17 protein-coding genes are annotated in these 19,892 nt (G+C 60.9%); 8 read left to right on the top strand and 9 right to left on the bottom strand.

The window, feature by feature from the left end; translation table 11 throughout:
• Positions 1-113 precede the first annotated feature (113 nt).
• A complete protein-coding gene (locus GNZ12_RS34490; RefSeq protein ID WP_172316452.1) occupies positions 114-1,214 on the bottom strand; it encodes a porin in 1,101 nt (366 codons plus the stop codon).
• A gap of 484 nt (positions 1,215-1,698) precedes the next feature.
• Positions 1,699-2,487 (bottom strand): enoyl-CoA hydratase/isomerase family protein, encoded by a 789-nt coding sequence (locus GNZ12_RS34485; RefSeq protein WP_172316451.1) that lies wholly within the window; start codon positions 2,485-2,487, stop codon positions 1,699-1,701.
• 409 nt (positions 2,488-2,896) lie between these two features.
• On the opposite strand from GNZ12_RS34485, the gene GNZ12_RS34480 reads away from it, so the two are divergent.
• Positions 2,897-3,655, top strand: coding sequence for a TetR/AcrR family transcriptional regulator (locus GNZ12_RS34480; RefSeq protein ID WP_172316450.1), 759 nt, complete (start codon positions 2,897-2,899; stop codon positions 3,653-3,655).
• Between the two features lie 49 nt (positions 3,656-3,704).
• Here GNZ12_RS34480 and GNZ12_RS34475 read toward each other — a convergent pair whose 3' ends face one another.
• The gene (locus GNZ12_RS34475) at positions 3,705-4,619 is read right to left on the bottom strand and encodes a LysR family transcriptional regulator (protein ID WP_172316449.1); all 915 of its coding nucleotides are present in this window, start codon (positions 4,617-4,619) and stop codon (positions 3,705-3,707) included.
• A gap of 128 nt (positions 4,620-4,747) precedes the next feature.
• Here GNZ12_RS34475 and GNZ12_RS34470 point away from each other — a divergent pair, with 128 nt between their 5' ends.
• From GNZ12_RS34470 to GNZ12_RS34455, 4 genes are all read left to right on the top strand, one after another.
• Positions 4,748-5,389 (top strand): glutathione S-transferase family protein, encoded by a 642-nt coding sequence (locus GNZ12_RS34470; RefSeq protein WP_172316448.1) that lies wholly within the window; start codon positions 4,748-4,750, stop codon positions 5,387-5,389.
• A gap of 38 nt (positions 5,390-5,427) precedes the next feature.
• The gene (locus tag GNZ12_RS34465; RefSeq protein WP_172316447.1) at positions 5,428-7,551 is read left to right on the top strand and encodes a pyridoxamine 5'-phosphate oxidase family protein; all 2,124 of its coding nucleotides are present in this window, start codon (positions 5,428-5,430) and stop codon (positions 7,549-7,551) included.
• Between the two features lie 183 nt (positions 7,552-7,734).
• On the top strand, positions 7,735-8,013 hold the full coding sequence (locus tag GNZ12_RS34460; RefSeq protein ID WP_074287109.1) for a DUF1488 family protein: 279 nt from the start codon (positions 7,735-7,737) through the stop codon (positions 8,011-8,013).
• Between the two features lie 19 nt (positions 8,014-8,032).
• Positions 8,033-8,824: a phosphate/phosphite/phosphonate ABC transporter substrate-binding protein gene (locus GNZ12_RS34455; RefSeq protein ID WP_172316446.1), complete on the top strand. Its 792-nt coding sequence runs from the start codon at positions 8,033-8,035 to the stop codon at positions 8,822-8,824.
• 9 nt (positions 8,825-8,833) lie between these two features.
• Here the strand turns inward: GNZ12_RS34455 and GNZ12_RS34450 are convergent, their stop codons facing one another.
• The 4 genes from GNZ12_RS34450 to GNZ12_RS34435 form a co-directional block, all read right to left on the bottom strand.
• Positions 8,834-10,870 (bottom strand): acetyl-CoA carboxylase biotin carboxylase subunit, encoded by a 2,037-nt coding sequence (locus GNZ12_RS34450; protein ID WP_172316445.1) that lies wholly within the window; start codon positions 10,868-10,870, stop codon positions 8,834-8,836.
• A 120-nt stretch (positions 10,871-10,990) separates the two neighbouring features.
• On the bottom strand, positions 10,991-11,776 hold the full coding sequence (locus GNZ12_RS34445) for an enoyl-CoA hydratase/isomerase family protein (RefSeq protein WP_172316444.1): 786 nt from the start codon (positions 11,774-11,776) through the stop codon (positions 10,991-10,993).
• A gap of 29 nt (positions 11,777-11,805) precedes the next feature.
• Positions 11,806-13,413, bottom strand: a complete 1,608-nt coding sequence (locus GNZ12_RS34440; protein WP_172316443.1) for a carboxyl transferase domain-containing protein — start codon at positions 13,411-13,413, stop codon at positions 11,806-11,808.
• A 219-nt stretch (positions 13,414-13,632) separates the two neighbouring features.
• On the bottom strand, positions 13,633-14,814 hold the full coding sequence (locus GNZ12_RS34435; RefSeq protein WP_172316442.1) for an isovaleryl-CoA dehydrogenase: 1,182 nt from the start codon (positions 14,812-14,814) through the stop codon (positions 13,633-13,635).
• A 279-nt stretch (positions 14,815-15,093) separates the two neighbouring features.
• Between GNZ12_RS34435 and GNZ12_RS34430 the strand changes: the two genes are divergently transcribed.
• From GNZ12_RS34430 to GNZ12_RS34420, 3 genes are all read left to right on the top strand, one after another.
• A complete protein-coding gene (locus tag GNZ12_RS34430; protein ID WP_172316613.1) occupies positions 15,094-15,825 on the top strand; it encodes a TetR/AcrR family transcriptional regulator in 732 nt (243 codons plus the stop codon).
• Positions 15,826-16,753: 928 nt separating this feature from the next.
• The gene (locus GNZ12_RS34425) at positions 16,754-17,560 is read left to right on the top strand and encodes a DUF72 domain-containing protein (RefSeq protein ID WP_172316441.1); all 807 of its coding nucleotides are present in this window, start codon (positions 16,754-16,756) and stop codon (positions 17,558-17,560) included.
• Positions 17,561-17,676: 116 nt separating this feature from the next.
• Positions 17,677-18,795 carry a 3-deoxy-7-phosphoheptulonate synthase gene (locus GNZ12_RS34420; RefSeq protein WP_328806104.1) on the top strand — a complete coding sequence of 373 codons (1,119 nt, stop codon included), beginning with the start codon at positions 17,677-17,679 and terminating at the stop codon, positions 18,793-18,795.
• Between the two features lie 240 nt (positions 18,796-19,035).
• On the opposite strand, the gene GNZ12_RS34415 is transcribed toward GNZ12_RS34420, so the two are convergent.
• Entirely contained in the window at positions 19,036-19,314 is a 279-nt protein-coding gene (locus tag GNZ12_RS34415; RefSeq protein ID WP_006049832.1) for an HU family DNA-binding protein, read from the bottom strand.
• Positions 19,315-19,501: 187 nt separating this feature from the next.
• On the bottom strand, positions 19,502-19,777 hold the full coding sequence (locus GNZ12_RS34410; RefSeq protein ID WP_172316440.1) for a hypothetical protein: 276 nt from the start codon (positions 19,775-19,777) through the stop codon (positions 19,502-19,504).
• Positions 19,778-19,892: the final 115 nt, after the last annotated feature.

The raw sequence follows: 19,892 nt of genomic DNA, 5'->3' as shown, positions 1-19,892 counted from the left end.
CCCACTGGACATTGCCTACGCTTTCCATGACCTTTTCCTTGGTGATCGTCCGCCGGGGTCAAGTGTCAGCCTGACCTCACCTGTCCCTCGACAGCATCGACATCAGATGTTCGTTAAAAACGGTGGCGAATGCCGACTCGCAACAGACCTTGGGTTTGTCCGCCCGATGGTGAAGGAATCAACGTGATCTGTGCCTGAGTCGCGGAGCCCCCCGCTTTCAGCAGTTCGGCCGCAAAGTAAACGTCTGTCCGCTTCGACAGGAAGTAGTTGGTGTAGAGGTCGATTGCCCGATAGATTGGGTTCGAGGAGGTCGCATCGACTTTGCCGTGCGTGTAAATGTACGCCGCGCCGGCGAACAGGAAAGGCGTAATGAAGTAACCGACGTTGGCCTCGTAGTTGTCAAACCGCACATCACTACCAAGAAAGCCTTTCTTGAATTGCGTCGACGTGTACATGAAGGCAACTGAAGCGCTGCCGATCTTGTACGATGCACCTACCCCTGCGATGGATTCGCTTTGCGCGCTCTGCACGTAAGGGGCGTAGATGATGTTGTGCGGCGCGATGCTATCGAAAGCGGCAGCATACGGATTCTTGATGATCGTATAGGCAGCCGCAACATACAGTGGGAGGCTTATTCCCGTGTAACTCAGTCCCACCGACGTCACGCTATCCGTGGAGAATTGTCCGGGCTGCCCACCAAAGCTATAGAGCGCACCAAATGCGAACCCTCCAATTTTCGGACTGGCATATTTGACAGAGTTGTTGATGCGTATACTTCCTCCAACGTTGTCAACGTCACCGGCATGAGCGAAGTAGACCGCCCAGTTCAAACCAGCAGCGATCGGGGAAAGCATTTCGGCTACTTCCTCGTATTGACGCCCAGCCGTGAGCGTCCCATACGGGCTTGAAATGCCAACGTACGCCTGTCGGCCAAACAGACGCCCATTGTTCGACAGGTTTCCGCTGGACACATCAAAGCCGTTTTCCAACGTAAAGACCGCTTTGTAACCTCCACCCAGGTCTTCAGCGCCGCGCAGTCCCCATCTGGACAGTGATCCACCTCCGCTCTGAAGCAACCAGGCTGAATGTCCGCCTTGATTACTTGTGTAGGTCAAGCCTTCATCCAGCAGACCGTACAGCGTGACGGAACTTTGGGCGTACGCCACCGCAGGAGCGACACAAAGAAGCGCCGCGGCCCATGACAATCTCTTCATCTCCAGTCTCCTTTGTCGTTTTGAACGTACTGCTAACTGGCACGTTAGAGGTGCTGAAATGAAGGATAGATCTAAATTTTCCAGTCGTACAGTATAGTTTGGATAGGAGTATCCCCAGGTATGTTTCACCCGACGAATGAAGATAACGAATGTCCGACGCCACCGGGAAGCCGGGGATGGATTGAATCTGGCAGCGCGTCAGATCGGAAATCGATGGTGACGGCGTGTGGTAGTGACGTTACGAGGACGCCAACTGGCAAAGGGGATGGGGATGTAGTGCAGTGATGAAGTGCAACTGACCTCGCACTTGCGGTGCACGCGACGCCTTTTGATTCGCTGTTATGCCGCGTCGGCTTACACAATGGATCGTGTGTTCGCACCGACTTGGGCGTCATGCCACCGCTCAACCCGGTGAGCCGGCATCAGATCAAAGCGTCATCAATTCAGGACTTCTGCAGACCGTTCTTGAGACGCGTTGTCGTCATCAGGTCGACGCGCTTCTGGGCGACTCGGAGTTGGCGATGAATTGCGCGACGCGTTGGGAAAACGCTTCCGTCGCCGCGCATCGCAGGAATGCGCGCTTTTCCTCTTCAAGATGGCGCTCAAGGTTATCTTCGGCCGCCATTCCGACCAGCGATTTCGTTTCTCTAATCGCCGCCGCGGGTATATCCATGACTTTCCGCGCGAGCGCCAGACTGGCTTCCTGCAGGGAAGCGGGTTCCGCAATACTCTGGACGAGCCCCAGCAGCCTGGCCTCGTCTGCACTCAACGAGTCCCGCGTCAACATGATCTCCAATGCCCTCGCCGCCCCCAATCGGCGCGCCAGATGAAAAGACAGGCCACCGTCGCTAGATGTCCCCAGCTTGGCGTAGCCGACGACAAGGCGGGCAGCGCTCGACGCCACCACCAGGTCGCACGCCATGGCCAGCGAAAAGCCCGCACCCGCTGCCGCCCCCTGAACGCTAGCGATCACAGGTATCGGCAAGCGCCGGATCGCCATAATCGTGGCGTTCAGTGCGCTAATCAGGGATTCGAGGAAGGAGTCGGAACGCTGCAGTCCGTCAAAAATCTGACGAAGATCTCCGCCGGCCGAGAATATTCGGCCTCTGGCTTGAAGGATCACCGCACGATACTTCGACGACCCCTCAATTTCGTGGAGGACGGCCAGCAACTCATCGCAGAACGCCTTGTCGATCGAGTTCGCGCGTGCTTCGTTCACCATCGTAACGAAAGCGATGTCGTCACTTGATGTCAGCGTGATTTTGCTTTCCATGTGTCCTTGGCCCGTGAATCAAATCTGTAGTCGGATTCAGTTCTGTCCTCGGCCGGGTGGAACAGCTGGACCCGCCAAAGTTACCGCCCCATTATACTTTACGATGTGTTAATTTAAAAGAAAATTAGACACCATGGAAGCGGCGGGTCGGCAGAGCACGCCGCACGGGCGGCGCAACTTTTGTCCGATGAATTGGATCACTCATTGCAATGTGTTACTGTGCCGGCCAAATCAACGGTGCACAGCAGGTTCAGCGACGGTCAAGATTCGACGGGCGCGTGTGTGATACCTTTGTGAAGCCCGCCCTCGCTGACGGACGCGTAGCCTGCTACGCCTAGAGAGTGTTGGCCTGTCAGAGGCGAAAGGCACTGGAACGCAGAAGTAACGAAATTCCCAATCGAGAAATCAAATGGTGGATAGCACAGGTCCCAAGAACGCTAGCAGCAAAAGCAGACCAACCGAACTCAAACGCGCAGAGCAGCAGCGGTCGCAGGAAACCCGCTCCGCGATTCTGAACGCGGCACTTGCCGAATTCGCATCGAAGGGCTTTGAGGCTGCGAGTATTCGGAGCATCGCGGATCGCATTGGGTTGCAACATCCGCTGATCACCTACCATTACCGATCCAAGGACGTTCTCTGGCAGGCGGTCGCGGAGTATGTATTCGAACGCATCCGCCATGAGTGGGAGGCCTATCTGACCGATACGCCCCCTGCCGAGGCGGCGGACCGGGTAAGACTGGTGTATCGCGCTTTGTTTCGGTTCACGGTTGATTTTCCCCAGTTCCATCGTTTCATGCTTCAAGAGTTCCTTGTGTACAGCCCTCGATTGCAGTGGCTTGCCGACACGGTGCTCAAGCCATTGATCAGCTGGTTAATTCCGCAGATTCGCGCGGCACAGAATGAACACGCTTTACCCCAGGTCGAGCCGATCCTCTTGCACTATCTCATGATCAGCCTGACATCGACCCTATCTGGATTCGGCCCGGAAATGCTGGCGACCAGCAATGTTTCCGCATCCGATCCCGCTGTGGTTGACGCCTATTGGCAGATGGTCGAGGCGCTCGTCTTTGGCAAGCAAGCGGCGGCGCAACGTTCGGACCAGGCCGAATCAGCTCCCGACAAGCCCGCAAATCGGCCGCGCGTAGCCGCTCGCGTGAAGAACGGTTGAAGCGCCCCACACTGCTACAGCGTTTCAAGGAAGGTCCGCATGTCCGGCGCTAGCCGCCCACTTGCGGTTCAAGCCTTCTCCTGATCACGTCAATCAACGCACGTACCTTAGACGTCGGATAACGGGTAGGGGGAAACACCGCGTAGATGCCCTTGGGCTTGCCGGCCCAATCAGGCAACAAGCGGACCAGCCGCCCCGCCGCCACGTCTGCCGCAATCGAAAAATCAGTCAGCAATCCGAATCCACCGCCCGCGAGCGTCGCCGCACGTGCGGCATCGGCCGTATTCACCAGCAGAACATTCTCGCACCGCACACTTTGTCTTGCGCCTTTCGCACGCTGCAGATCGAGCGTCAGCGGATGCGGCAACACAGACAATGCGACATGAGGCATGGCCGCGAGCGCAGCCGGCGTTTTCGGCTTACCCCACGCACCAATGAATTCCGGGCTCGCGACGATCCATTTGACGAACCCACCGAGCTTCACCGCCCGGTAGCCCGAGTCGGCAAGTTGCCCCAGACGGATCGCCACGTCGATACCCTCCGCGATCAGATCCACATAGTGGTCGTTGCAGACCAGTTCGATGTCGAGTTCCGGATACATGCGGCGCATCTCGACCAGCGCGGGCGTCACGACCAACGTCCCATAGTCGATCGGTGAACTCACGCGCAGCGTGCCTCGCAACGGCGCCGATTCCCCCGACACGACCGATAGCGCGTCCTCGGCTGCCAGCAAGATCTTGCAGCTTGCCTCGTAGAAGGCACGCCCGCTTTCGGTCACGCTGAGCCGCCTCGTGGTTCGGACCAGCAGGCCCGCGCCGATCTCGCGCTCGAGCCGCTGTATGTGCGTGCTGACCATGGTTTTCGTGAGTCCGAGGCGCGCTGCGGCCGCGGTAAAAGAGCCCGCTTCCACCACCGCAACAAAAATCGCAAGGCGGTTCAGATTGACATCCCGTAGATCTGCCATTCGCCGATTGTCCATCTTTGATTGATTATGTTTTCTAGCTTAGCAGGCTTCTGCGTTGCGCCGCGAGTCGGTAGGCTTACTTCATTCCAGCCGACGGTTGTCGGCTTTTCCCGATCCAGGAGCTTTCCATGTCTGCCGCCAAACCCGCCCAGCCGATCCGCCTTCACACCACGCTCCTCTCCGGGCACGGACACCGCGTCAAGCTGTTCCTGACCTTACTCGATCTGCCGTTTGAAGTGATCGAACTGGACATGCGTGCCGGCGACAATCGCCGCCCTGAATATCTGAAGCTCAACCCGTTCGGCCAGGTGCCGACGATCGAAGATGGCGACACGGTACTGTTCGATTCCAATGCCATCCTCGTCTATCTGGCGAAACGCTATGGCGACGCCTCATGGCTGCCGGAAGACGCACTTGGCGCCGCGGCCGTGCAACGCTGGCTCTCGCTCGCGGCCGGGCAGATCGCTTACGGACCGTGCGCCGCCCGGCTGGTCACGGTATTCGGCGCGCCACTCAATCTCGACACCGCGCAGAAGATCGCCCTGAAACTGTTCGACGTGCTCGACGCGGAGCTTGCCAGCAAAGATTTCGCGGCAGGCGACCGTGTGAGCATTGCCGACATCGCCGCGCACACGTACATCGCGCATGCGCCGGAAGGCGGCATATCGCTCGAGCCGTACCCGAACATCCGGGCATGGCTGCGTCGTGTCGAAGCACTGCCACGCTTCATTGCGATGCCGGCGACGAAAGCCGGACTAGTCGCCGCGTAACCTGAGCAACACACATGCCGTAACCGGCAGAGGCCGATATGTCTTCCCTTTCTTCCAGCGCGCCGCGCGGTTGGGACGCCGCCGAGTCGCCCTTTCACGCCGCCGAAATCGTGGCACAGCGACGTGCAGGCGTGACCGAGGAGGCGGCGTCGAACGGTCGTCGAGGCATCCGTCGACATATGCCGGATCAGCATCGGCAGTTTTTTTCCGAGCAGCCGTTCATGGTGTTCGGTGGTCTCGACGCAAACGGCCAGCCGTGGGCAACCCTGCGCGCCGCCGAAGCGGGCTTTGTATCGTCCCCTGACGCACGCACCTTGCGGATCGACGGCGGCGTTTTACCGGGCGATCCACTGGCGGGCCGCTGGCAACCCGGCATGATGATCGGCGGCCTGGGACTGCAAGCGCAGACGCGCCGGCGCAATCGCGTCAACGGCGTCGTGTCGTCGGTCGAGGGCGACACCGTCATGCTCGAGGTCATGCAAAGCTTCGGCAACTGCGCAAAATACATTCAAAGCCGTACGCCGACCTTCGTCGCACGCGGCGAAACCAGTACGCGGACACCCGTCGAGACGGCGACCCAACTCAGCGATGCGGACCGCGCCTTGCTCGCCAACGCGGATACTTTTTTTATCGCCAGCGCCAATGTCGGCGAAGAAGCAGGCCCGGCTCGCGGCGCCGATGTATCGCATCGTGGCGGCATGCCGGGCTTCGTGCGCATTGATGACGCCACCACGCTGACAACACCCGATTTCAGCGGCAATCGCTTCTTCAACACGCTCGGCAACCTGCTCCACAATCCGCGCGTTGGCTTACTGTTCGTCGACTTCGCGAGCGGCGACCTGCTGTACGTCGCGGCCCTGGCCGAGATCGTCTGGGACGGTCCGGAACTGGCCGACTTCCCCCTGGCCGAGCGCCTCGTACGCTTTCGTATTACCGAAGTGCGGCGCAGCCGCAAGGCGTTACCGTTTCGCTGGTCCGAAGTCGCCTATGCGCCGCAGTTCGTGACTGCCGCGTCAGTACCCGCTTCACTATCCGATTCACTGCCAACTCCATCGCTCGGATCGCCGTGGAAGAAGCTCAGGATCGCCGCCGTTCACGACGAAACGCCGATGATCCGCTCGTTCTATTTTGAATCGACGGACGGCGCACCGTTACCGGCGTACGAGCCCGGCCAGTACTTGCCGATCCGCGTGCCGGTCGACGGCCTGGACAAGCCGCTGACGCGCGCCTATACGCTGTCCGACGCGAGCAATCGGCAGCAGTACCGGATCACCGTGAAGCGCGACGGAGTCGGCTCCAGCTGGCTGCACGAACGCTTCGCCGCCGGCATGCAGGTCGAAGCGATGGCACCGCGCGGCGCATTCACCTACGATTCAGCGAGCCCGCGCCTCGCCGTATTCATTTCGGCGGGCATTGGCATCACGCCGATGATCACGATGCTGCATCACGCAATGGCAGCCTATGAGCCGCAAACGCCGCCCAAGCCGCTGTATTTCTTCCATGGCGCGCGAAGCGACGGCGATCGACCGTTCAGCGCGCACTTGCGGGAACTCGCGTCGCACCATCCGGCGGTCTCGATCCACCTGTTCGACAGCGCCGCCGCCCCGGCCACCCACGCGCCTTCCGGCACCGTGCCCGGTCGCGTGAGCGTGGCGGAAATCAAGCGCGCACTGCCGTTCGACGACTACGACTTCTATCTGTGTGGTCCCGAATCGTTCATGCGCGAACTGTATGAAGGATTGCGCGCGCTCAACGTCGCCGATAGCAGAATCCGCTTCGAGGCGTTTGGACCGGCAACCGTCAAGCGCACGCCTGCGATCCCCCCGGCGGTGCAGCAAGACGCACGAGGCGCGCAGCTCGCGAACGTACCGGAAAGCGCCGAGGGTGGCATACCCGTGACGTTCGCGCGATCGCACCGCACGGTTCAATGGCGGCCAAAGGACGGCACGCTGCTCGAATTCGCCGAGGCATGCGGCATCGCCGCGCAGTCGAGTTGCCGGTCCGGGATGTGCGGCACCTGCTCCACGCGCGTGTTGAACGGCCACGTCGCTTACGAAGAACCCACGGACGCCGCCATCGACGCAGGCCACGCCCTCATCTGCATGGGGCGGCCGGTTGCCGGTGACGCAGTCGCGACGGACGGACTGTCGCTAGAACTCTGAATGACGGACCCGCCATCCTGGCGCAAAATCGGGTTACGCATGCTTCCACGCGGGTGAGTTCTGTTTCCGACCGGCAAGGTGAAGCGGGGATCTGGCATTTTCACGCCGAATGCCGGTTTTCCCACAGACCGAAAGCCGACGGCTTGCCATGCTGACCACTCAGGCGTGCGGCGGGAGGTTGCCATGTCGGTATATGTCGATGAAGGATTTAGGCCCTGTGTCACGGAATGCGCCACTGTCGCCTTCCGAGTCTGTTTTGACGATCGGGTGCAGGTCTTTGAGGTCAGCGCCGAGGCACTGATGACCTATTGCGGGGCCGCAAGCAAGCGGCGCAAGGATTTGCTCGTCGCGTTCGAAGACTCGCAACTGGAAATATTGAAGGTGGTGGAATGTAAATGGCCGTTCAAACAGACCGAGCCCGTGCGCCTGGGTCTGGACGAATTCCGAATGGTCAGACATTAGGTATGCCAGAATCGCGTCCATGACCTGGATCGCCGCCCTGCCGATGTACAACGTGACGCCCGCGCTCGCCACCGTGTGGCGCGAGTGGCTGGACGACGTCTTGCGCCTGGTTACGCCAGCGTGCCGCATCGTCGAACCCGACGAGGAACTGCATGGTTTCTGGCGACGCCCCAACGTACTGCTCTCGCAGACCTGCGGCTTCCCCCTGATGCACGGTTTAAACGAGCAGGTTCAGTTGATCGCCACGCCGCGATTCGACGCGCCGGGTTGCGAAGGCGCGGATTATTCGAGCGTACTGGTTACACGGGCGGAGGCTCAGTTCGATTCGCTCGCGGCGTGCCGTGGCGCCCGCGCCGCCTACAATCAGGACGATTCGAATAGCGGCATGAATGTGTTTCGCCACGCGGTGGCGCCGCTTGCGCGCGACGGCGCATTTTTCAGCGCGGTTCTGCGCACCGGTTCGCATCTTGGCTCATTGCGAGCGGTAGTCGAAAATCGTGCGGACGTCGCCGCGATCGACTGCGTGACGTTCGCTTTTGTCTGCGATGAATTGCCGGAACTGGCGCAAAAGGTTCGGCAGATCGGTGTGACCGCGGCATCGCCGGGATTGCCTTTGATCGCCTCCCACAACGTGCCGGCCGCGACGATCGAGACGCTGCGCGAAGCACTGAACGAAGCGCACCTTGCGCAGCCCGAGCGCGCCAAACGCCTGCGTTTGACGGGCTTTTCGGCGTTGCCGCCCACGGACTACGAACGGATCGAGCAACTCGAAAACGAAGCGCGTGCCACCGGCTACGCGCGCCTCGCTTGAATCCCGCGGTTACCCCACATCCAGCACGAGAAGCTGCGCCCCATCGGCGACCTGATCGCCGACCGCATACAGCACTTCCTTCACCGTGCCTGCCGCCGGCGCGCCGATCGTGTGCTCCATCTTCATCGCTTCCATCACGATCAGCGGCGTACCCTTCTCCACCACCGTGCCCGGTTCGACCAGCACCGCGATCACCTTGCCCGGCATCGGCGCGGTCAAACGGCCTTCGCCGCCTTCAGCATCCGCGGCATGCGCGAGCAGGTTCTGCCACTCGAATGCCAGCGCGTCGCCGAGGCAGAACACGTGGAACGTATCGCCGTCGATAAAAACGCGCCCTGTTACCCGCGCATCGCCGATCGTCGCGCGGTATTCATGCTGCCCCGTGCCGGCCGACCACGTGAAGTCCTCGCGCACGCCGTCGTGTTCGAGCATTTGCGTGGCGCCGTCGCGCGCAAACGTGACCGGGAAAACGCTTTCGTTCTCACTGTTGTCGATATTGCGCCAGCCGAGCGTCTGCGTATAACCGCTGTTCAGGCGCCAGTGCGATAGCGCATCCCACGGCGACGCGCCGTGCGCGGTGCCGCCTTCGCGCGTCAGCAACGCCGCGCAGGCGAGCGCCAGGGCTTCCTTGAAGGGTTTCTTGACGGGCGCGAACAAGGCATCGTGATGACGCTCGATCAACCCCGTATCGAGATCGCCGGTCGCGAACGGTTCGCTCGTGACGATGCGTTGCAGGAACTCGACGTTGGTGTGTGGACCGACCACTTCGCAGGCGCGCAGCGCACGATTCATTCGCGCAAGCGCCTCTTCGCGCGTCGCGCCGTGGACGATCAGCTTGGCAATCATCGGATCGTAGAACGGCGTAATGGTGTCGCCTTCGCGCACGCCGCTGTCGATACGTACCGGCGCTTTGCGATCCGAGTCGCCCGCGCCTGCCGCGCTGATCGAGAATTCGACGCCTTCCGGCATGCGCAAATGCTTGAGCGTGCCCGTCGACGGCAGGAAGCCGCGCGCAGGATGCTCGGCATAGATACGCGCTTCGATCGCGTGGCCGTCGATTTTCAGCTCTTGCTGCGTGAGCGGCAGCGGTTCGTCCGCAGCGACGCGCAGTTGCCATTCCACCAGGTCCTGCCCCGTCACCATTTCCGTGACCGGATGCTCGACCTGCAGGCGCGTGTTCATCTCCATGAAGTAGAAGTCGCCCGTGCTGGTCATGATGAACTCGACCGTGCCGGCCCCGACGTAATTCACCGCACGCGCGGCGGCCACGGCCGCTTCGCCCATCTCGCGTTTGATTTCCGCGGACAAGCCCGGTGCCGGCGCTTCTTCCAGCACCTTCTGGTGACGCCGCTGCACCGAGCAGTCGCGGTCGAACAGATACACCGCGCCGCCGTGACGGTCCGCGAACACCTGCACTTCCACGTGACGCGGCCGCGTCAGATACTTTTCGATCAGCACGCGATCGTTGCCGAAACTGCTGGCCGCTTCGCGTTTGCACGATGCCAATGCCGCCGCGAAGTCTTCCGTGCGTTCGACGACGCGCATGCCTTTGCCGCCGCCGCCCGCGCTCGCCTTCAGCAGGACTGGATAACCGATCGCATCGGCTTCGCGATGCAGCAACTGCGGATCCTGATCGTCGCCGTGATAACCCGGCACGAGCGGCACGGCGGCCGCATGCATCAGTGCCTTCGCGGCCGCTTTCGAGCCCATCGCGGCGATCGCCTCGACCGGCGGTCCGATGAAGACGATGCCGGCTGCTTCGCAGGCATGCGCGAAGTCTTCGTTTTCCGACAGGAAACCGTAGCCTGGATGCACCGCTTGTGCGCCGGTCGCACGCGCGGCTTCGATAATGCGTTCGACGCGCAGATAGCTTTCCGCCGCGGTCGATCCGCCGATATGCACCGCCTCGTCACAGGCGGCCACGTGTTTCGCGTTGGCGTCCGCATCGGAATACACGGCCACGCTCGCGATACCGAGCCGCTTGCAGGTCGCGGCGACCCGGCAGGCAATCTCACCGCGGTTGGCAATCAGGATCTTGTTGAACATGAGGTGTCTCGGTGAAGTGTCCCGTTCGGGGCTGAGTTGTTCTGGCGAAGGCCGGGCAGCGCCCTGGAGTGGGGGCTTGCCCGCGCTTCAGGTGCGCTTCAGTTACGTTTCAACGGCATGTCAATCGCGCCAGGACGGCGTGCGCTTTTCGAGGAACGACGCGACGCCTTCACGGCCTTCCGCACCGGCTCGCGTGCGGGCGATGCGTGCCGCCGTGTCTTCGATCATGGCTTCGTTCAACTCGTGACCGGCGATGTCCTGCACGAGCTGCTTGCAGGCACGCACGGCTTGCGGACCGTTTGCGCAGAGCGTTTCGGCGATCTGCTGCACGGTCGCGTCGAGTTGCTCCGCGCTGACCGCTTCACTGACAAGGCCCAGGCGAAACGCCGTCGCGCAATCGAACTGCTCCGCGGTCGTGAAGTAGCGCCGCGACGCCTGCTCGCCCAACGCGCGGATCACATACGGCGCGATGGTCGCAGGGATGAGGCCGAGACGTGCTTCCGAGAGGCAAAAACGCGCGCTTTCCACCGCGACGACGATATCGCACGCCGAGATCAAACCCATGCCGCCCGCGTACGCGTCGCCGTTCACGCGCGCGATCACCGGTTTGTTGCAGCGATAGATCGACGACAGCATGTTCGCGAGCAGCATCGCGTCGGCGCGGTTCTCGTCGTCCGAGTAGCCGGCCATCTTCTTCATCCAGTTCAGATCGGCGCCCGCGCAGAACGCCTTGCCGTTCGCGGCGAGCACGACCGCGCGCACGTCGTCGCGCGCGTTCAGGGCCGTGAAAGCCGACGTCACTTCGGCAATCATCGTTTCGTTGAACGCGTTGCGCACGTCCGGCCGATTCAGCGTGACCGTGGCGATCTGACCCGCGAGTGAGACATTCAGCGTTTCGTATTGCATCGTTGCAGCTCCTCTCTCGTAGCGCACTGTCACATTCTGAACACGCCGAAACGCGTGTCTTCGATTGGCGCATTCATCGTCGCCGAAAGGCCGAGGCCGAGCACGTCGCGGGTTTGCGCCGGGTCGATCACACCGTCGTCCCACAGACGCGCGCTCGCGTAATACGGGTGGCCCTGGTGCTCGTATTGGTCGCGGATCGGCTGCTTGAATGTCTCTTCCTCTTCGGCGCTCCACGAACCGCCCTTGCCTTCGATGCCGTCGCGCTTGACCGTGGCCAGCACCGACGCCGCCTGCTCGCCGCCCATCACCGAAATACGCGCGTTCGGCCACATCCACAGGAAGCGCGGCGAATACGCGCGGCCGCACATGCCATAGTTGCCCGCCCCGAACGAACCGCCGATGATCACCGTGAACTTCGGCACCTTCGCCGTGGCCACGGCCGTTACCATCTTCGCGCCGTTACGCGCGATGCCTTCGTTTTCGTACTTGCGGCCCACCATGAAGCCCGTGATGTTCTGCAGGAACACCAGCGGAATCTTGCGCTGGCAGCACAGTTCGATGAAGTGCGCGCCCTTGAGCGCCGACTCCGAAAACAGGATGCCGTTGTTCGCGATGATGCCGACCGGATGCCCCCAGATATGCGCGAAGCCACACACGAGCGTCGTCCCGTAGCGAGCCTTGAATTCGTCGAAAGCGGAATCGTCGACGATGCGCGCGATCACCTCGCGAATATCGAACGGCTTGCGCGTGTCGACGGGGATCACGCCGTACATGCTCTTCACGTCGTAGCGCGGCGGCTTCGGTTCCTGCAACGCCACCGGCACCTGCTTCGTGCGATTCAGATTGCCGACGATGCTGCGCGCAATGCCCAACGCATGCGCATCGTTCTGCGCGAGATGATCGACCACGCCCGACAAGCGCGTATGCACATCGCCGCCGCCGAGGTCTTCCGCGCTCACCACTTCACCGGTTGCGGCTTTGACGAGCGGCGGCCCGCCCAGAAAAATCGTCCCTTGATTCTTGACGATGATCGACTCATCGCTCATGGCCGGCACATAGGCGCCGCCTGCCGTGCACGAGCCCATCACGACGGCGATTTGCGGAATGCCTGCCGCGGACAGATTGGCCTGATTAAAGAAGATGCGGCCGAAGTGATCGCGATCGGGGAACACGTCGTCCTGATTAGGCAGATTCGCACCGCCCGAGTCGACGAGGTAGACGCACGGCAAATGATTCTCGGCGGCGATTTCCTGCGCCCGCACGTGCTTTTTAACGGTGACCGGATAGTAAGTACCGCCCTTGACCGTCGCGTCATTGCAGACGATCACGCACTCCTGCCCCGCGATGCGGCCAATGCCGGTGATGACACCCGCGCCCGGCGCGTCGTTGTGGTACATGCCATAGGCCGCGAGTTGCGAGAACTCGAGAAACGGCGTGCCCGGATCGAGCAGTTTCTCGATGCGCTCACGCGGCAGCAGTTTGCCGCGGCCAGTATGTTTGTCGCGCGCCGCTTGCCCGCCGCCCAGCGCGAGTTTCTCGACCTTCGCGCGAAGATCGGCGACCAGCGCTTCGAGCGCCGCCGCATTGGTGCGGAAGTCGTCCGAGCGCGGATTCAGTTTTGATTCAATGATCGGCATTGCGTGGTTTCTCCGGTGTCGACCCGAGTTAGCGCTTCAGCGCTTACTCGGGTCCCATGCAAAGTGCGAGTCGACCAGAGTTGGCGCTTTAGCTGTCGATCAGAGTTCGCGCTTTAGCGCGCTACTCTGATCCCATGCAAAGCACTTACTCTGGTCCCATGCAAGTTGATTGCTATAGCCGCTTTTTGTAGGCCTGCAGCGACGCGCAGTGCTGTTGGCTCAAGCCGTTTCGGCGAACAGTTCGCGGCCGATCAACATGCGGCGGATTTCGCTCGTGCCTGCGCCGATTTCATAGAGCTTCGCATCGCGCCACAAACGACCGACCGGATACTCGTTGATATAGCCGTTGCCACCGAGAATCTGAATCGCCTCACCAGCCATCCAAGTCGCTTTTTCAGCGGTGTAGAGAATCACGCCCGCACAGTCCTTACGCACCTGGCGAATATGTCCGTTGCCGAGCGTATCGAGTTGACGGCCCACTGCGTAGAGATACGCGCGGCACGCTTGCAGCGTGGTGTACAGATCGGCGACCTTGCCTTGAATCAGCTGGAATTCACCGATCGGCTGGCCGAACTGCTTGCGGTCGTGGATATACGGCACGATCGCATCCATGACCGCGACCATGATGCCGGTCGGGCCACCGGCGAGCACGGCGCGTTCGTAATCGAGGCCGCTCATCAGCACCTTCACGCCGCCGTTCAACTGGCCAAGAATATTTTCTTCCGGCACTTCGACGTCCTGGAACACCAGTTCGCCGGTGTGCGACCCGCGCATGCCGAGCTTGTCGAGCTTCTGCGCGACCGAGAAGCCCTTCATGCCCTTCTCGACGATAAACGCGGTAATGCCTCGCGAATTCGCTTCGAGATCGGTTTTTGCGTAGACGACGAGCGTGTCGCAATCCGGGCCGTTGGTGATCCACATTTTCGTGCCGTTCAGCACATAGTGATCGCCCTTCTTGTCCGCGCGCAGCTTCATGCTGACGACGTCCGAGCCCGCGTTCGGCTCGCTCATGGCGAGTGCGCCGATGTGCTCACCGGAGACGAGCTTGGGCAGATACTTTTCCTTTTGCGCTGCCGTGCCGTTGCGGTGAATCTGGTTGACGCACAGATTCGAGTGCGCGCCGTACGAGAGACCGACCGATGCCGAGGCGCGAGAGATTTCTTCCATCGCGATCATGTGCGCCGTGTAGCCCATGTTCGCGCCGCCGTATTCCTCCGAGACGGTCATACCGAGCACGCCCAGGTCGCCGAATTTTCGCCACAGGTCCATGGGGAACTGGTCGGTGCGGTCGATTTCCGCGGCCCGCGGGGCGATTTCTTTGGCAGCGAATCCGGCGATGCTGTCACGCAGCATTTCGATTTCTTCGCCGAGCGGGAATTGCAAACCGGGCAGGTTGCTCATTGCTGTGTCTCCAGAGTTCGTTGGCGGCCGGTCCGCCTGGGTGGGCACCGGCTCGTCTGAGTGCGGCTCAGCGGGCGGCGGCGGCTTTGTGGGCCACCCTCATCACCCTGCACGAGGCGCGAAACGTTCAAGCCGCATTTCACGCCAGATTTACGTAAGCGTCAAGTGGTATTTTTGAGTATCACTCAGAAACTGGTTGGCACGTGTCTGGAGCCGCTATACAGTGATGGGATCGGGGTCACCGAGGCTATTGGCCTCCCAAAACTGAACTGGACTCATATGACGGTTGCCTTGAAGGCTGAGTTACCTGCCTCGCGCCGCCAGCCGGCCGGGCGCAAGTCGCAGCAGCGCGTGAAGGAAATATTGCAGGCGGGGCGCGACGTCTTTTCCGAGAAGGGCTACGAGCGCGCGACGACGGCGGAGATTGCGCAGCGCCTGGGCATTTCCGAGGCGACTGTATTCAGTTATTTCCGCGGCAAGCGCGAGTTATGCGCGCGGGTGATCGGCGACTGGTACGACGAGATCATTGAAGCGATCGAGTCCGGGTTGCCGCGTGATGGCAGTGTGCGGCAGCAGTTTGCTTTTATTGTGCGCACGCATTTGCGGTTGATGCTGCTCAACGGCACTGACCTGTGTGCTTTGGTGTTGTCCGAGGGTCGGGCTCGGCATCATGAGTTGAGTGAGGCGCTGACCGAGTTGCAGCGGCGGTATACGGCGCCGTTGATGCGGGTGTTGGCGCAGGGTCAGGAGGCGGGGCAGATTCGGGCTGATATGCCGTTGAGGCTATTGCGGTCGATGGTGTTTGGGCCGATGGAACATGTGCTTTGGGACGCCACGCTGGCGAACCGGCATATTGATATTGACGCTACCGCGGATCAGTTGATCGATGTGTTGTGGGCGGCTTTGACGCCGCCGGATGTGGCGGTTAGTGCGTTGCAGCAGTTTAGGGCCGAGGTGGCTGAGGCAAACCGGCGGTTTGAAGAGGCGACGCGGGCGCCTGGCGGCGAATAATGGTTTGGTTTGTTTGCCTGCGCGGCGCTTTTTGTTTGTATGCCTACGGTGTTGGCCTTTCCTTGATTTGTTGGTCTCGTCGACGCTTGTTCGTCTGTACGCCTACGGCGTTGGCCTCTCCTTGATTTCTTATTGGTTTATTAGCGTTGCCCCTGTGCGGGGCGGCACCTACTTCTCTTTGCCGGCCGCAAAGAGAAGTAGGCAAGAGAAAGCGGCTCAAACCGCTAATTCTTAAGCGGGTCCCCCGCACAGTCGCGGTAGTGGTACATCTGGAATCCGCGCCCTCGCACACTCGGCGTTAGTGACAAAGCGCTCATCAGCTCCCACTCCGCACTGCGTGCGTCGCGGATGGGTCTGCATGGGAAACCAGGGGCTTCGTTTGGGCGCGGTGGGGGCCATCGGCTTCGCCTCGGCGAGGCACCCATGCATCTCGAAGGCGATTTCCGCAAGCGGTCGTGGTGCCAATCAAAATACGAGGGCGAAACCGCAACAATCGGTTGTTGAATTACGCGTCGGCGCGCGCAGCGCCACCGGAAGTATGACTGCTTTGTCACTCGCGCTGAATGTGCGAGAACACAGATTCCAGATGCACCACTATCCCCTCCAAGCCAGGGGACCCACTTAAAAATTAGCGGTTTGAGCCGCTTTCTTTTGCCTGCCCCGCACAGGGGCGACGCTAATAATCCAATATCAAATCAAGGAAAGGCCCACGTCGCAGGCACACAGAAACAAAGCGCCGCGCAGGCGAACAGATGAAGAAAAGCCCACCGCCGCAGGCGTACAGACAGAAAGCGCCGCGCAGGCAAACAAACCAGGCAAGGCCCAACGCCGTAGGCAAACAGACGAAACAAGCGCCCCGCAGGCAAAACCCAAAACAAATGCGTTAATCTACCCTCCCGGCGAAGCCACCCCAAAGAGGCAGAGAAAAATGCCATCCCCGAAAAGCGGCAAAATCCGAATCGGCATAGGCGGTTGGACCTATGCCCCCTGGCGCGGCACCTTCTACCCATCCGACCTCACGCAAAGCCGTGAACTCCACCACGCGAGCAAAAACCTCACATCGATTGAAATCAACGGCACCTTCTACGGCTTGCAAAAACCAGCAAGCTACGAAAAGTGGTATCAGGAAACCCCGAAAGATTTCGTCTTCTCGCTAAAAGCCCCCCGCTACGCAACAAACAGAAAAATCCTGGCGGACGCCAACGAAACCATCGAACGCTTCTTCGCCAGCGGCGTGCTGCTGTTAAAACAAAAGCTAGGCCCAATCAACTGGCAATTCGCCACCACCAAAAAGTTCGACCCGGAAGATTTCGAAGCCTTCCTGAAACTGCTGCCCGCCAGCATCGAAGGCCAAACACTAAGACACGCCATCGAAGTCCGCAACGACAGCTTCAAGACCCCCGAATTCATCGCGCTAGCCAGAAAGTACAAAGTCGCCGTCGTGCTGGCAGCCGACAGCGACTACCCGCAAATCGCCGACATCACCGCGCCATTCGCCTACGCCCGCATCATGGGTACCAGCGACAAGCACGCCAAAGGCTATTCGCCCCAGGCCCTCGACACCTGGGTCGAACGCGCCCGCCAACTCGCCGCAGGCACCACACCGGACGACATGGAAACCTCGGCCGCAGCCCCCGCAAAAACCACGGCACGCGACGTCTACCTCTACATCATCAGCGGCTTCAAGGAACGCAATCCGGCCGCCGCCATGGCGCTCATCAAACGCCTCGAATAACGGTCATCCGGCCCGCACGCGCGAGTGTCATAATCCCGGCAGCAGCCAGGCAACGCACCAACACCCACCCATTCAGGCCGTGAGGCCACCCCACATACCAGGTCCGGGAGAATATTTTGAGCGCCATCGACAATCCTTTGCACGATCAGGAAGTCGGCTCGGCCGACGCCACCCAGGACACCACGCGCATCGACGACGTGCGTATCGGCGCGGTACGTCCGCTGATTTCCCCCGCCCTGCTGCAGGACGAGTTGCCTGTGCCGCAGCCGGTGCAAACGCTCGTCGAGCAAACCCGCACGGAAATCGCCGACATTCTGCACGGCCGTGACGACCGGCTCGTGATGATCGTCGGCCCGTGTTCGATTCACGATCACGACGAGGCAATCGAATACGCGCACAAGCTCAAGGTCGCGGCACAAACCTATAGAGACGATCTGCTGATCGTCATGCGGGTTTACTTTGAAAAGCCGCGCACAACGGTGGGCTGGAAAGGCTATATCAACGACCCGCGTCTCGATGGCAGTTTCCGCATCAACGAGGGGCTGCGTCTCGCACGGCAACTGCTGCTTGACATCAACGGTCTCGGCTTGCCCACGGCTACCGAATTTCTCGACCTGCTCAGCCCGCAGTACATCGCGGATCTGATCGCGTGGGGTGCGATCGGCGCACGCACGACGGAGAGCCAGAGTCACCGGCAGCTCGCATCGGGGCTGAGCTGCCCGATCGGCTTCAAGAACGGCACGGACGGCGGCGTGCAAATCGCCGCGGACGCGATCGTGGCGGCACGCGCGAGTCATGCGTTCATGGGGATGACCAAGATGGGGATGGCCGCGATCTTCGAAACGCGTGGCAATGACGACGCGCACGTTATTTTGCGCGGCGGCAAGAAAGGTCCGAATTACGACAGCGCGTCCGTCGAAGCCGCCTGCGCGGCGCTCAAATCGGCAGGCCTGCGCGAACAGGTCATGATCGACTGTTCGCATGCGAACTCAGGCAAATCGCATTTGCGTCAACTGGAAGTGGTGCAGGATATCGCGCAGCAACTCTCTCAGCGCGAGCGCCGCATTATCGGCGTCATGCTCGAAAGTCATCTGGAAGAAGGCCGTCAGGATCTGAAAGCCGGTGTGCCGCTGCGTCACGGCGTGTCGATTACAGACGCCTGCGTGAGCTGGGCGCAAACCGAACCGGCGCTCGACACCCTGGCCGAAGCGACGCGAAAACGACGCGCGGGCTGAACTCACCGACGCGGCCTGCACGATCTCGCGCAACCAGCAACCGGAAGGCGAGCGTGCATGACGCAAAACCAGAAGCCAACAACAACGGCATAAGTGCCAACGCGCACCACACGCGCCGCACCAACCACCGATTAAACACGCTTACCGGGGCTGGGCAGCGCGTGATTCCTCACACCCGATGCATCGGGCGCCGCGCGCTACAACAACGCGCGTGGATGCTCCGGCGCGAGGCGCGTTGCATTACGACGCGTTGACGGCTTCCTTGAATGCCTTGCCGGCGGTGAACTTCACCGTCTTGGCTGCCGCGATCTGGATCTCGGCACCCGTCGACGGATTGCGGCCCACGCGTGCTGCGCGCGCGCCGGTCGAGAAAGAACCGAAACCGACCAGTTGCACCGTATCACCACCCACAACGGCTTTGGTCACCGCTTCGACAATAGCGTCGATGGTTTGGCCGGTGGCCGCTTTGCTTTCGCCCGTCGCTGCGGCGACTGCATCAATCAGTTCCTGTTTGTTCATAGCACTTCCCGTATGGTAATCATGGAACCGGCGCCACATCTGTTGCGCCGGGACCGACACACTAACGCATAGGCGCATATTCACGCAAACGTTGGATGTAAGCCTTGTATCGCCCGCCCAGCGGCAATTTGACGTTTTTTTGTCCCAAAGTCCTATAAGAATCGCGCGCTTACGCGTTTCTCCCGCTTTATGGCTGCTCGCGGCGTATCACATTCCGTTGCAATTTCAGTGCTTTAGCGGCGGCAAACCGGTTGCAGTCACGCTTTTTTACTATCTTATGGTGGATCGCAACGATTCGGTATTCAGCACCCGCCGCGCTCAGCAATAAAGAATCCGGAAAGAATAAAACAATGAAAATTCTCCATATTGCAACATGAGCGATGCTCGCCGCAGGGTCCCGCACCACCGCCGCGGCCAGCGATACCGCCTGCGCAAGGCCGCCCGGCAGGGCGAATCCGGCCATGCCCCGACGCCCTGGATGAGCAAATCTCGTGCAAGCTGACGCTGCACAAATGACTTATGGCCGACTCGCTCGCCGGGCGTATTTACCGCTCATTTAATGCGCGCTTTATTTCCCC

The sequence above is a fragment of the Paraburkholderia solitsugae genome, assembly GCF_013177695.1.
Classification (GTDB): Bacteria; Pseudomonadota; Gammaproteobacteria; order Burkholderiales; family Burkholderiaceae; genus Paraburkholderia; species Paraburkholderia solitsugae.
This window is presented reverse-complemented; position numbering and strand designations above follow the sequence as displayed.